This is a genomic window from Deltaproteobacteria bacterium, assembly GCA_026129095.1.
Lineage (GTDB): Bacteria > JAGRBM01 > JAGRBM01 > JAGRBM01 > JAHCIT01 > JAHCIT01.
In genome coordinates, this window is sequence record JAHCIT010000005.1 from 238,577 (window position 1) to 252,317 (window position 13,741).

A 13,741-nucleotide genomic window follows, 5' to 3' on the forward strand; every position below is an offset into this window, starting at 1 on the left:
TCATGAAGCTGTATTACAGGGTTCTTCTGGTTCTTGCTTCCCTGTCGGCATGCAATACCGGCCCCCAGAACGAAGGGAAGATGATGCCTCGCCTGCCGGTTCCATCCGAGGCCCGTCCGATCACCACGCAGCCGGTGGAGATATTCTCCGGTGATGAAAAGCGGCAGTCACTCACCGGAGAAAAACTCGCCTCCACGCCGCCCGACTATTCCGATGACCAGCGCCGCGCCTGGCGGCTTGAAACCCTGACAGGCGCCGATCCGGCCACCGCCACTTATGAAATCACCGGCCGGCACGGGATCGTCGTGACGCTCAAGGCGGGGAAAGATACCGGCGCACTCATTCCGGCCCTCCTCCTGAACCAGAGGGGCGAGGCCCTGGTCGTCATGCTCGATCCCGCCAACCCGTTCCCCGAGTACCATGGACAGGGCGGGCGAATCGAACGGACCAACGATCCCTTCATCCGGATCCCGGCAGTGACGAGAATCCGTGTCATGACTGCGGAGCCCGCTGCGCCCTGAATCAGGAGCACGGACCTTCCGCATGGAACTGGATTTCCGTAAAGACCCCGCGATCCTCGCCGCCGTGGTGGACGCCATGGCCGATGGTGTCTTTACCGTGGATGCCAGCGGCAACTTCGCGGCCTGGAGCGAGGGCGCCGAGAGAATCACCGGCTACCGGAGCGAGGATGTGGTCGGCCGGCCCTGCACGATCCTGGAAGGCCCCAACTGCAAGGGTTTCGGCAACCTGCGGGAACTGATGAGCCAGCCGCCGCCGGTCCCCGCAGGAATCTGCAACCAGGAGTGCAAGGTCCTCTCCCGTGACGGACGGGAGCTGCATCTGCACGGCAATGTCCGTGTACTTACCGATTCCGCAGGCAAGGTGCAGGGGGCCGTCGGCACCTTCGCCGACATGACCTCCTTTGTCACGGCCAACGAGCGCATCGCCCTGCTGGAAGAGCAGTCCCGCTCCCGGCATGCGTTCGAGGGGATGGTCGGGAAAAGTGCCATCATGCAGGAGGTGTTCCGGCGCATCCGGCTGGCGGCGCAGAGCGACGTGACGGTGCTCGTCACCGGCGAATCCGGAACGGGAAAGGAACTGGCGGCTCGGGCCGTCCACTCCCTGAGCGACCGCAAGGATAAGCCGTTCATCGCCGTCAACTGCTCGGCCCTGCCGGAAACCCTGCTGGAGAGCGAGCTGTTCGGCCATGTGCGCGGAGCCTTTACCGGGGCGATCCGGGACAAGACGGGCGTATTCCAGGCTGCCGACGGGGGAACGCTGTTTCTGGACGAGATCGGCGACGTCAGCCCGCTACTCCAGCTCAAGCTTCTCCGGGCGCTGGAAACCCGCGAGATCCGCCGCGTCGGCGACGACCGGGCGACTACAGTCAATGTCCGGCTGGTCACGGCCACCAACCGCGACCTTGCCGGTCTTATTGCCGCCGGGACCATGCGGGAGGATTTCTACTACCGGATCCGCGTGTTCGAGATCCGTCTTCCCTCCCTGAGGGAACGCCGCGAGGATCTGCCGCTGCTGGTGAACCATTTTCTCGGCGAGGCGGCCAGGGGCCGCCCGCGCCCGGTGACCGGCATCAGCCACGACGCCCTGCAGAAGATGATGGACTACGGCTGGCCGGGAAACGTCCGCGAACTCCGCAATGCCATCGAGCATGCGCTGGTCACCGTCCAGGGCGAGCAGATCACCCTGTTCGACCTGCCTCCCGAACTGCGGACGGCAGAACCGCCGGCAGCTCATGCCGGGACAGCCAAACGCCACCGGGCACCGAAGGGCCCCGCCAGTTCTATGGCCGAACGGATGCGGGCGCTCGAAGCCCTCCGCCAGTCACACGGCAACCGGACCGAAGCAGCCCGTCTGCTGGGCATCAGCCGGGTCGCCCTCTGGAAGAAGCTCAAGCGGCTCGGCATAGATGCTGACACCGCCCCAGAGTGATAACCCTTACAGTTAACAATCTGGTTTACACTATGTTAACTTTTTAGGTTAGCATACCGGTATCATTCGCCTTTTAACATATCCGAAATACTGAGATAACTGACTGATAAAACTCATGATTTCCGGATTTCATCGCTGATACCCTGAGGGTGGCACACCGATTGATATAGCGGGGTGAGAAGGAGCCCAGATCATGATTCTCAAGCAGTATTACCTCGGCTGTCTCGCCCATGCCTCCTACCTCGTCGGGGACAGGGAAACCGGCGTGGCGGCGGTCATCGATCCGCAGCGGGACGTGGACCAGTACATCGCCGACGCCAAGGCCAATGGCCTCAAGATCAGGCATGTGTTCCTGACCCATTTCCATGCGGACTTTCTGGCGGGCCATCTGGAACTGAGGGACCGCGAAGGCGCGGCGATCTATCTTGGTGCGAGAGCAGGAGCGGAATACGCCCACACGCCCCTGAAAAACGGCGACGTGCTTGAGTTCGGCAAGGTGCGGCTCGAAATACTGGAAACCCCCGGCCATACGCCCGAGGGCATCTCCATCGTCGTGTATGACCTGGAAAAAGACGCCCGGAAGCCCCAGGCGGTCTTCACCGGCGATACCCTGTTCATCGGCGACGTGGGCCGTCCCGATCTGCTCGCCTCCATCGGCGTCACCGCCGACGAACTGGCCAGAATGCTTTACCATTCGCTCCACGAGCGCCTGATGAAGCTCCCTGACGAAACCATCGTCTACCCGGCCCACGGTGCGGGTTCCCTGTGCGGGAAGAACCTGAGCAGCGACACTTCATCCACGATCGGCATCCAGCGGAAGTTCAACTATGCGCTCCAGCCCATGAGCGAGGAGGAGTTCCGCAAGATCGTCACGGCGGACCAGCCCGATGCCCCCGCCTACTTCGTTCATGACGCCATTCTGAACCGGAAGGAACGCCAGACCCTCGACGAGGCGCTCGAAAAGGGCCTGAAAAAACTCGCCATCGATGATGTGCTCAGGCTCCAGAACGCCGGCGCGCAGGTGGTCGATGTGCGCGATCCGGCCGAGTTCGAGGCCGCGCACCTCAAGGGCTCTCTCAACATCGGGCTGGGCGGCAAATATGCCACCTGGGCGGGCACGCTGCTCGACAAGGAACGGCCCATCGTCATCATCGCCGAGCCCGGCCGGGAAAATGAGGCTGCGACACGGCTCGGACGGATCGGGTTCGACAACCTCGCCGGTTACCTCCACGCCTGCATGGAAGCCTGTCAGGCCCGCCCGGAACTGGTGGAAAAGACCGAGCGGATCACTGCCGGGAACCTCGCCGAGGCGATGGCCTCGAAAAACCCGCCGCTCGTGGTCGATATCCGCAGCGAGAAGGAATGGAGCGGACGCCGGATCGGGGGCAGTATCAACCTGCCGCTGAACCGGTTGCGCGAGCGGGCCGATGAGCTGTCCAGGGACCGCAGCATCGTGGTTCACTGCGCCAGCGGATACCGGTCAGCCATCGGCGCGAGTATCCTGCAGCAGATGGGGTACACAAAGGTGGCGGACCTCGTGGGCGGCATCGCCGCCTGGGAGGCATCCCGCGGGGAACCGGCAGCGGCGGCCAGCTGCTCCATCGCCGCCGGAAAACCCGCCGCCTGATCCGGACCAGCCGCTGCCAACGGAGGAAAGACCCTTGCTACTTGTCGCCGCCGCCCTCTCGCTGCTGATAGGCCTCTCCCTCGGGCTTCTGGGGGGCGGTGGGTCGATCCTCACCGTTCCGATCCTGATCTACGCGCTCGGCATGGCCGAGAAACCTGCCATCGCCACCTCCCTGCTGGTGGTATCAGTCACCAGCGCGGTGGCAGCCATCCAGCACCACCGGAACGGAAACGTCTGCTGGAAGAACGCCATTGCCTTCAGCCCGGCGGCGATGCTGGGCGCCTACGGAGGCGGCCGGGTAGCCCAGTTCATACCGGCCTGGATTCTCCTGCTTCTCTTTGCTGCCATCATGATCGCGACGGCGGCAGCCATGTGGTTTGGACGCGCCGAAACCGCCGAGCAGGCTGCCAATCCCTGCGGCGTCCTCGGCAGCGGAGGGAAACTGCCCTACGGCCGGATAGCGGCCGAGGGACTGGCGGTCGGCACCGTCACTGGTCTCGTGGGCGCGGGCGGCGGATTTCTTGTGGTCCCTGCGCTGGTGATGATGGGCGGCCTCATCATGAAGGCCGCCATCGGAACGTCGCTTGTGGTCATCGCCCTCAAGTCCGCTACCGGATTCGCTGGCTATATCAGCCACGTCACCATTGATTACCGGCTCGCGGCGGTCGTCACCGCCGCGGCAGCGGCCGGGTCGCTCATCGGCGCGCCACTGGGCAAGCGGATCAGCGCCCAGTCGCTCCGCAAGGGGTTTGCCGCGTTCGTTTTCGTAATGGCCCTGTTCATCATCTACAAGGAGGTTCCCAGACCATGATTGAAACCCTGTTCGTTGAGCGTTGGCCCTGGTGGGCCGGCGGGCTCGCCGTGGGACTGTTCGTCCTCGTATTCGTTCTTGGATCAGGCCACCTGCTCGGTGTCTCCACCGGATACGCCGACGCCTGCTCGGCCGTCTCCGATCCGAAAGTCCGCAAGTCCTGGCGGCTGCCGTTCATCGGCGGTATCGTCCTGGGCGGGCTCCTGTCGGTCCTCCTCGCCGGAAGCTACCACCCGACGGCACTGATGGGGCTGCTGGACGCCGAACTGGCGCCTCCCCTCTGGGCAAAGACCCTGATCTTCACCGGCGGCGGCATGCTGATCGGCTATGGCGCACGGCTCGCCGGAGGCTGCACGTCGGGCCACGCCATCGTCGGTGTCGCCCAGATCGCCCGCAGTTCCATCATCGCCACCATCGGCTTCATGATCGCTGGAATGGCCGTCACCAATATCATGTTCCGGCTGATTGCCGGATAACCTCGCGGAGGAACACCACATATGCGCACACTCAAACTGCTCGGATTCGGAATTCTGTTCGGCTTCATCCTGTCGAGAATCGGCGCCACCGACTACACGGCCATCGCCGAAATGTTCCTGCTCCGCGACTATCACCTGATGGGCGTGATGGGCACGGCCATCGTCACCGCCGGGATCGGACTCCGGCTCCTGCAGAAATCGGGAATCAGGACGGCTGAAGACAAGCCTGTGGAACTCTGCCCAAAGCCCGCCTCGCCGGGGAACCTCTGGGGCGGACTCCTGTTCGGAGCCGGGTGGGGTATCACCGGTACCTGTCCCGGCACGGCCTTGAGCCAGCTCGGCGAGGGAAAAGTCATGGCGGCCTTCACCGTGCTCGGCATCTTCCTCGGCACGATGCTCTACATCCGCACCGGCAAGGACGTGGAGAGCTGGCTGAAGGGCTCCGCCCGCCGCAGCGAATCTCCCCCAAAACCGGTCGCGGCATAAGCCCGCTCCCCTCCGTCCCGTTCCCCGGTTAGGCTCATCCCCGCTGGCGGCCCTGCTTCCGGAGCAGAAAGCCAGCGGGGAGAGTGTTCATGGGGACCGTGCAGGATTCCGCCGCCGGCAACGCGCAGCCGTGGTTTGTCAAGGGCGACATTGACGGGTTTTTCGGCCTCGCCATCGACAACCTCATCCAGTTCATCCTGATCCTGGGGCTTTGCACCGGAGTCCTCGGTTTTCCGGTGGAACTGGTGCTGGGCACGGTCATACCGGGCGCGGCTGTCTCGATCCTGGTCGGGAACCTCTACTATGCCTGGCAGGCCCGGCGGGTGTCGGCCGAAACCGGCCGCACGGGCGTTACCGCCCTCCCCTACGGGATCAATACCGTCTCGCTGTTTGCCTACGTGTTCCTCGTCATGCTGCCGGTGAAGCTCGCCGCACAGCACGGCGGCGCATCCACCGAAAGTGCCGCCCGGCTCGCCTGGCAGGTGGGCGTCGCCGCCTGCTTCGTGTCGGCGGTGTTCGAATCGGCCGGGGCCTTCGCCGGGGACTGGATCCGCCGGCACACGCCGAGGGCGGCGTTACTGTCCACCCTCGCCGGCATCGCCATCAGCTTCATCTCCATTGATTTCGCCATCCGGACGTTCCAGTCGCCGCTCGTGGCGATCCTGCCGCTCGGGGTGATCCTCACCACCTACTTCGCCCACACCCGGATGCCGCTCGGACTGCCCGGCGGTGCGTGGGCCGTGGGGCTGGGGACGCTCGCCGCCTGGCTGCTCCGGGGCCTGGGCCTCGAAACGCCGGTCGATCCCGCCCGCATCGGCGAGGCCGCCGCCCACGCCGGTTTCCACCTTCCCCTGCCGGTCATCGGGGATCTGCTGGCGGGCCTCACGAACCCGCTCATGCTGGAATACCTCGTCCCCGTGATGCTCCCGATGGGGCTCTTCAACGTGCTGGGGTCGCTGCAGAATCTCGAATCGGCCGAGGCCGCCGGGGACCGGTTCCCGACGCGGCCCTCCATGCTGGTGAACGGGCTCGGTTCCGGCGCCGCCGCCCTGTTCGGCTCCTGCTTTCCGACGACGATCTACATCGGCCATCCGGGCTGGAAACGGCTCGGCGCGACATCCGGCTATTCGGTCCTGAACGGCATATTTTTCACGGTCCTTGCGCTCTCGGGACTGACCTTCCTCGTCAATGCCTTCATCCCGATGGAAGCGGGCATGGCGATCGTCCTGTGGATCGGCATCATCATCACCGCGCAGGCATTTGAGGCGACCCCCCAGACCCACGCGCCCGCCGTCGCCGTGGGACTGTTCCCCGCCATCGCGGCCTGGGGACTTCTTGTTCTCACGCAGACGCTGGGAGCCGCCAGCTTCGCCACCGGGGATTCCGGACTCGCGGGCCGGGTGCTGGAAAACAGGGGCGCGTTCGCGGCGGCCGGACTGAACCTCGACGGCCTCACTGCCATCTCGCAGGGGTTCATGCTCACCTGCATGGTCTGGTCGGCCCTGAGCGCGGAGCTGATTGACCGGCGGTTCCGGCGCGCCGCGCTCTGGGCGTTTGCCGGCGGGGGGCTCGCGTTCTTCGGGTTCGTTCATGCCGGCGAGACCGGCCCGTCGGGCGGGATCTACCGTATCGGGTTTGGGACCGGCTGGCAGTGGGCGCTGGCCTATTTCGCCAGCGGCGGGTTTTTCCTGTCCATGGGACGCTGGGCAAAAGGCCAGCAAGACGACAGCGGGCAGGAAAAGCCGCCCGCCTGACCTTCAACTTCTCTGAAGCCTGGGGACTTAAGCGCTCTTCAGCGACCGCTCGAAGCTCGCCAGTTTCGAGAAGCGGCTTATGTGATGGTCGGCGTCGCCGAAAAGTCCCTGCAGGACGCGCACCCGCTTGAAGAAGAGACCGGCGTCCTGCTCGTCGGTGATTCCAATGCCGCCGTGGAGCTGGATCGCCTGCTTCTGCACGACCCATCCGCCCTCGGTCAGGTAGGCCTTCGCCGCCGAAATCTGCTCCTTGCGCTCGGTCTCGTCCGTCTCGTCGGCCTTGATCGCCGCGAGGATCATCATCGACTTGCACAATTCCACCTGGGCGAACATGTCGGCCGCCCGGTGCTGGAGCACCTGGAACGATCCGATGGGACGGCCGAACTGCTCGCGCTGCTTGAGGTACAGCACCGTCCGCTCGAACAGTTCCTGCAGGCAGCCCTGCGACTCGGCGCAGGCGGCGGCCGCCGCCCGGTCAACGAGCCGTTCCAGCACGGACAGGGCCTTTCCCGCCCCGCCCAGAAGCCGGTCCGCACCCACCTCGACACCCTTCAGCTTCAGCCAGCCGGTCTTGTGGCCGTCCATGCCACTGACCGCCGTCCGCTCAAGACCGGCGGCGTTGCCGTCCACGATGAAGAGCGAGAGGCCGTCCGCGTCGAACTGGCCGCCACTGGTGCGGGCCGCCACGACGATCTGGTCAGCCGCGTGGCCATTCAGCACCCACCGTTTCTCGCCGGTGATCTTCCAGCCGCTGCCGGACTTCTCGGCCTTCGTAAGGCAGTCGTTCAGGTTGTAGCGGCTCTGGTTTTCCGCATAGGCGAGCGCCAGCGACGTTGCGCCCTCGATCATCGGGGCGAGGAACTTCTCCTTCTGCTCCTTCGTGCCGGCCGAGGCGATGGCCTCGCCGCCCAGGATCACCGACGCGATGTAGGGCTCTGGCACCAGCCCGCGGCCGAACTGTTCCAGGATCAGCGCCGCGTCCACGAAGCTCCCGCCGAAGCCGCCGTCCGCCTCGGAGAAGGCGACGCCCATCCAGCCGTTGTCGCCCATCTTCTTCCATACGGCCTTGTCCCAGACGGCGGCGGTCGTCCGGGCCTTGCGGAACCGCTCGACGTTCGACTCGTTCTTGACGAACTTGCCGACCGCCGAAACGAGCATCTTCTGTTCATCGGTGAGATCGAAATTCATGGCACTGGCTCCTAACTTGTGGTGTCGCGTTGCCGGATCAGGCGCCCGGAAGCTGGAGAATCAGCTTGGCGATGATGTTCCGCTGGATCTCGTTCGATCCGCCGTAGATCGTCGTCGCCCGCAGGTAGTTGAACTGGGAGGCGACCCACTGCTCGTGCATCGGCAGGATCTCGCCCGAATCGAACCACCCCAGGGCGTTGTGACCCATGGCGTCCATCATCAGTTCGTAGCAGTACTGCTGGATCTCGGAGCCAACGATCTTGAGGATCGAGCTTTCCGGTCCCGGGGCGCGGCCGAGCTGCGCCGAGGCGAGCGTGCGGTAGTTGGCCATCATGAGCGCCCGGTGCCTGATCTCCAGCGCGGCGATCCGCGCCCGGAATGCCGGGTCTTCCAGCAGCGAACCGGTGCCCACCTTCGTGTCGCGGGCGATCCGCTTGATGAGGTTGATGTAGCGCCGGATCTCGCCCACCCCGGCGATGGTCGTCCGCTCGTGGCCGAGCAGCGCCTTCGCCATCGTCCAGCCGCCGTTTTCGGGGCCCACGCGGTTGGCCTGCGGAACACGGGCGTTCTCGAACCAGGTCTCCGAGAAGGCGAGCGTGCCGCCGGTGGTCATGAACGGCTTGACGGTGATGCCCGGCGTGTTCTTGACGTCGCACAGGAGGAAGGTGATCCCCTCCTGCTGCTTGCCGTCGAACTTTGTCCGGCAGAGGACGAAGATCCAGTCGGCATACTGGGCGTGGGTTGTCCAGGTCTTCTGGCCGTTCAGGACGTAGTTGTCTCCGTCCTTCTCGGCCTTGAGCTGGAGACTGGCGAGGTCCGAGCCGGAGTTCGGCTCCGAGTAGCCCTGGCACCACACCTCCTCGCCGGCGAGGATCTTCGGCAGGTAGCGGGTCTTCTGCTCCGGCGTGCCGAACTGGATGATGAGCGGGCCCACCATCGCCAGCCCGAAGGGCGAGAGCGGCGGCGCCGAGGCGCGGGACAGCTCCTCGTTGAAGATGAACCGCTGCGTGGCGTCCCAGCCGGTACCGCCCACCTCCTTCGGCCAATGCGGGGCGACCCAGCCCTTCTTGTACAGGGTCTTGTGCCACTCCATCTGCTCCTCGTGCTCGAAGTGGGCGCCGTTCTGGGCCTTCTTGCGGATCGGGGCCGGCATCGCCTGCTCGATCCACTGGCGGACCTCTTCCCTGAATCTGATCTGCTCGGGGGTAAACGACATGTCCATGACGGTACCGGTCTCCTGGTCGTGATGCTTATTTGGATGGGCGCGCCCGTGCGCGGCCCCTATGAGTAGCCCAAAGCCCCAAGGCCCGCCAACGGAAAACCGCCGTGAAAACTCCGATTTCTTTTGCCGTCAGGTGACAGCGGCGTCAGGGGCGAGCGGGCCTCTTTCTACGAGGAGAACTACCTCGCCAACCTCATCGCCTGGGACTGGCCGCGCATCTCGGAGAAGATCGCGCCCGTCCTCGTCCGGATGGTCCGCTACCTGCTCCTGATGCCCCACCGGCTGCTGCTGGGCTGGCTACTGGTGCTGCTCACGCTGCAGGCGGCACGGGAACTCGCCCGCCGGGACCCCGCCGCTCCTGCCTTCGCGCCCCACCGGCTGCTGCTCGCTTCCGCCTGGATGTATCTCGCGGCCGTTTACCTGATGTTTCTCGTCTCGCCCTGGTACGGCGACATGCAGGTCCGGGCCGCCTTCGACCGGATTCTCACGCATCTGGGGCCGGTGATGGGAGTGGCGGCTGTCCTTCAAAATAGCTGCACACCACCCTACTCGTCCCATTCATCCGGAAGCTGATACAATCCGCCTACGTCCCTGCAATGAGTTCGTGGATTTTGAAATTCAGGAAAGTAATAAAAATAAAAGTAAGACGCATATCTCTCATGGATTTTCGGGTAGGCATCATCCAATACACATCTACTAATAGCTCCCTTATTTGCACATTCGGCAGTTGAGAATTCACCATTCAACTGTGTTTCACAATCCTCACGAATTACATTTTCGCCGAAACTGAAATTTCCGTCGGCTCCAGACTCCAAAAATATATTCAAGCAGTAGTTTTCGACAGGAACATTGCACGAAACCCACTTAAAATCCGTATAATCACACCCAAAGATACAAAAGACCATTAGGGTGCCACACAATCGAAGACTTTCAGTACGGCCATTTCCCCCACGGCCACGACTCCTGATTGTGCCCAATGCCAAATTTTTCATGATGTCCTGCCTCCAGGGGGTTTGATCGACCATGCCAGTCTCCACTGAATACCAGGCTCGACAAACCTGTCGCTACATGCAGCGGGATGTAGGCATTTCCAAGCACGCCAACCTGGGATGCGAAATGAACAGACTCGTCGTACATCTTTCCGCCATAGGTATGGCGTGCTGGACTCCCCGCACGGCCCTTTGGGGATTTTATCAGTACCGCATGCCCCAAGGTCTGGGCTGGTGCATCGCCAAGCACGAATCCGGCGCCCGAGAATGCAATCACCCCGGTGCCATCGACAGATTCGGCATGGATGCCAACATGCTTCCCCTGCATCGCACCGACTGCAATCGCGGCAACGCCAGCCGTCAGTCCGAATAGTGTCGTTCGGGCCCCGGTCAGATATCCGTGGAACCCCACGCCCCCCTGCCGCTGGGTCGATGCGTAGGTTGCCGCGTCTGCACCGATCACAAATGGGTTTGCCGCCATCTGCCCAAGTATATCCCAGAACGCATCCGACAGCCCAAAGCCGGGCAAGGGAATGGGGAGAATTGCCATGAAGAGTGCCTGCATGACGATGCTGATCACGCTGGATAACACTTTCAGAACGAACTTCTTCACCCACTTCCAGAACCCGTACCCGTCCACATCCACCCGGTTCAGCGGGTTGTTGAGCACGTAGCTGAACCGGTTCAGATCCTGCGGCTCAAATGTCCGCCCCTGCCAGTCCTGCACCTGCTCCCGGATGCCGTCCGCAGGCGCGGCTCTGCCCGACTGGAACCCCCATTCGACAAGCCGCATCGCCTGAAGCGGAGCGGGTTCGAGTTGCCGGGGATCGGCGGAGATGAACCGGCCCACGAGGGGGTCGTAGTAACGGTTTTCGAAGTTCATGAGGCCAAGCGCGGCGTCCTGCCGCTTGCGGGTGAATGTCAGGTCATTGGCCGGTCCGGTATTCATCGCCAGTCCCACCATCTTGCGCCCAGTATATCACGGCCCCCTGATCCCCATAATCAGAACTGATTTCTGTTCTGGATAACCCTTTCCCGGCATTCCCAAGGGGCAAGACCGCCTGGCGGCCGCGCCTCACCTCAAACGAGGCGTGGTGAGCCGTGGTGAAGCGTGGTGGCTGTAATTAACTGTTTTCACTTACTATTTTGGCGTGATCTCCATCACCTTCTACCGGCCTGACCCATGGTGAGGTGTGGCGAAGCGTGGTGAGCCGTGGTGAGGCGTGGCGGCGGCCCGGTTCACCGGCCGGGCGCAACACGGCTAACAGCCTGAAAAGCAGGACACTAATTTCCTGAAACCGAAGCAATTTGCGAAACTTTCAAACCCCTTCAGGGCCGGGCCTGCTGCTTTTTCAATGGGGCGTGCGGACCCATGTCCGCCACCCATTATACCACGGGGGCCGGAACGGGCCGGTGAGGTGTCAGGCAGGGAGCAGGGCCTGGCGGCCCGGCTCAGGTGTTCGACAGGTCGCGCTCGGCGGGCGCGGTGCCGCCGTTCGCCAGCCGGATCTGGTGCGAGCTGTGGATGTCGAGGGCCGCGGGGTCGGCGGGCACCCGCTCGGTGGCGGCGGCAAGGGCGGCCTGGAACATGGCCACCCAGTCGTCCTTCGTCTCCTCGGTGGGAAACAGGAACTCGTTGGCGATGTTGAGCGCCATGATGGCGGGGCTGCGCTCCTCGTCGAGATCAATGCCGAGCACCTTGAAGGCCGCCTTCATCGCCATCACCTGCTTGGAGCGGCCCAGTTCCATTACCTTCCGGGGCTCGATGCCGAGGGTTTCGAAATCCTTCTCCAGCATCTTCGTCTCCCACATGGCCCAGAACAGGATCCGCGCCTGGAAGACCATCATCGCGCTCACCTCGGCCTTCGACATGCCCCGGATCATCTCCGGCAGATACTGCATGCCAAGGCCCACGTGCCGGGCCTCGTCGCGCTCATAGTATTTCATCAGCTCGGCGATGACCGGCTCGGCCTTCAGTTCCCGCACGGTCTGGAAGATCGTGAGCGCCATCGTCTCGATCATGAGCTGCATGCCGAGCAGCTTGTAGGCGAGGTTCGGCGTGTCGAGCACGAGGTCCAGGAGCGCCTGCGGCGGGCGGTCCATCCGCTTGGGGACGTAGCCCAGTTCCTTCAGGTAATCGTGCATCACGTAGAAGTGGCGGGCCTCGTCGAACGCCTGGCTCGTGGCGGCCATCTTCGCCTCCAGCGGCACCAGCCCGTCGGCGAGCTGGGCGCTGATCTTCCACGCGGCGAGTTCGCCCCACATGATGATGGCGAAGATGCGCGAGATGGCCTTGCGCTTGTCGTCGGGGATATTGATGCCGCCGTGCTCCCTGAGCAGCATCGGGAGGATATCCTTCCCGTCCCAGGCGAGATCCTGTCCCTTGTGGTAGATGTTCTCGCACCTGGCGAACCGGCGGGCCTGCTCGGCGTCGCGCTCCATGTCGAACATGTCGTAGCGAATCTGGGTCTTTCCGTATCCGGCAATGGCCATGATGGAATCTCCTTAAGCGTCAGGGTTTCAGGGCGACGGCCCCGCGGAACAGGACCTGCTTGATGTCCTCGAACATGAGGCGGGCTTCCTGCCCGTTCTCCATGAAGTTGCTGTGGACGACGAACCCGGCGATCACCGCCTGCACCAGCGCGGCCGCCCGGTCCAGGGGGAGCATCAGCCGGCCGGCGTCGGGGCCGAGCGCCGCCCGGATCGTCTCGCACACCAGCCGGTGCTGGAGGCGGTCGAACTCCCGTATCCGCTCCCGGAGGCGTTCGTTGAAGTTGGCCGTGGACCACATCTCCATGAGGAAGGCGACGCGCTCGCGGTTGGCGATCAGCAGGTCGAACAGGGCGTCAGCGGCCGTGAGCAGCCGCTCGACCGACGGGGCCTCGACACGCGAACGCTCCAGCACGCCCGCCGCGATCCCCTCGCTCATGCGCGTCACGGCGGCGATGAGGATCTCTTCCTTGGAGGCGAAGTGGTAGTGGAGAAGGCTTTTCGACACCCCCGCGGCGAGCGCGATCTCCTTGGTGGAGGCGCCTTCGTAGCCGTGGCGGGCGAAACACTGGATGGCCGCCTCGACGATGCGGTCCACCGATTCGGGAACAGAATCAGCACCCTGCGCCGGTCTGGCGGTTTCGGCATCGGTTTGGCGGGGGTTCGTGACCACGGATTTCTTATAAACTGGCCAGCCAGTCAGTGTCAACAACATTCATCCATAACAACCTTAATCCGTTGTAATTAT

General features: G+C 63.7%; 13 protein-coding genes. 8 read left to right on the forward strand and 5 right to left on the reverse strand.

What is annotated here, in order from left to right; translation table 11 throughout:
- Positions 1–2: 2 nt before the first annotated feature.
- The 7 genes from KIT79_09305 to KIT79_09335 all read left to right on the forward strand — a co-directional run bounded on the left by KIT79_09305 (position 3) and on the right by KIT79_09335 (position 7,104).
- Positions 3–521, forward strand: a complete 519-nt coding sequence (locus tag KIT79_09305; protein MCW5829497.1) for a hypothetical protein — start codon at positions 3–5, stop codon at positions 519–521.
- A gap of 22 nt (positions 522–543) precedes the next feature.
- Positions 544–1,950 carry a sigma 54-interacting transcriptional regulator gene (locus KIT79_09310; GenBank protein ID MCW5829498.1) on the forward strand — a complete coding sequence of 469 codons (1,407 nt, stop codon included), beginning with the start codon at positions 544–546 and terminating at the stop codon, positions 1,948–1,950.
- 193 nt (positions 1,951–2,143) lie between these two features.
- A complete protein-coding gene (locus KIT79_09315; protein ID MCW5829499.1) occupies positions 2,144–3,577 on the forward strand; it encodes an MBL fold metallo-hydrolase in 1,434 nt (477 codons plus the stop codon).
- Between the two features lie 34 nt (positions 3,578–3,611).
- The gene (locus KIT79_09320; protein MCW5829500.1) at positions 3,612–4,388 is read left to right on the forward strand and encodes a sulfite exporter TauE/SafE family protein; all 777 of its coding nucleotides are present in this window, start codon (positions 3,612–3,614) and stop codon (positions 4,386–4,388) included.
- Positions 4,385–4,864, forward strand: coding sequence for a YeeE/YedE family protein (locus KIT79_09325; protein ID MCW5829501.1), 480 nt, complete (start codon positions 4,385–4,387; stop codon positions 4,862–4,864). Before KIT79_09320 ends, KIT79_09325 begins: the two co-directional genes overlap by 4 nt.
- A 21-nt stretch (positions 4,865–4,885) precedes the next feature.
- Positions 4,886–5,350: a YeeE/YedE family protein gene (locus KIT79_09330; GenBank protein MCW5829502.1), complete on the forward strand. Its 465-nt coding sequence runs from the start codon at positions 4,886–4,888 to the stop codon at positions 5,348–5,350.
- A gap of 89 nt (positions 5,351–5,439) precedes the next feature.
- Positions 5,440–7,104 carry an NCS2 family permease gene (locus tag KIT79_09335; GenBank protein MCW5829503.1) on the forward strand — a complete coding sequence of 555 codons (1,665 nt, stop codon included), beginning with the start codon at positions 5,440–5,442 and terminating at the stop codon, positions 7,102–7,104.
- Positions 7,105–7,131: 27 nt separating this feature from the next.
- Here the strand turns inward: KIT79_09335 and KIT79_09340 are convergent, their stop codons facing one another.
- Both KIT79_09340 and KIT79_09345 read right to left on the reverse strand, forming a co-directional pair.
- The gene (locus tag KIT79_09340) at positions 7,132–8,292 is read right to left on the reverse strand and encodes an acyl-CoA dehydrogenase family protein (GenBank protein ID MCW5829504.1); all 1,161 of its coding nucleotides are present in this window, start codon (positions 8,290–8,292) and stop codon (positions 7,132–7,134) included.
- Between the two features lie 37 nt (positions 8,293–8,329).
- A complete protein-coding gene (locus KIT79_09345; protein MCW5829505.1) occupies positions 8,330–9,514 on the reverse strand; it encodes an acyl-CoA dehydrogenase family protein in 1,185 nt (394 codons plus the stop codon).
- Between the two features lie 123 nt (positions 9,515–9,637).
- Here KIT79_09345 and KIT79_09350 point away from each other — a divergent pair, with 123 nt between their 5' ends.
- Positions 9,638–10,087 (forward strand): hypothetical protein, encoded by a 450-nt coding sequence (locus tag KIT79_09350; GenBank protein MCW5829506.1) that lies wholly within the window; start codon positions 9,638–9,640, stop codon positions 10,085–10,087.
- A gap of 357 nt (positions 10,088–10,444) precedes the next feature.
- Here KIT79_09350 and KIT79_09355 read toward each other — a convergent pair whose 3' ends face one another.
- The 3 genes from KIT79_09355 to KIT79_09365 form a co-directional block, all read right to left on the reverse strand.
- Positions 10,445–11,452 (reverse strand): RHS repeat-associated core domain-containing protein, encoded by a 1,008-nt coding sequence (locus tag KIT79_09355; GenBank protein ID MCW5829507.1) that lies wholly within the window; start codon positions 11,450–11,452, stop codon positions 10,445–10,447.
- Positions 11,453–11,955: 503 nt separating this feature from the next.
- Positions 11,956–12,996: a ferritin-like domain-containing protein gene (locus KIT79_09360; protein MCW5829508.1), complete on the reverse strand. Its 1,041-nt coding sequence runs from the start codon at positions 12,994–12,996 to the stop codon at positions 11,956–11,958.
- Positions 12,997–13,015: 19 nt separating this feature from the next.
- Positions 13,016–13,708 (reverse strand): TetR/AcrR family transcriptional regulator, encoded by a 693-nt coding sequence (locus KIT79_09365; protein ID MCW5829509.1) that lies wholly within the window; start codon positions 13,706–13,708, stop codon positions 13,016–13,018.
- Positions 13,709–13,741 lie beyond the last annotated feature (33 nt).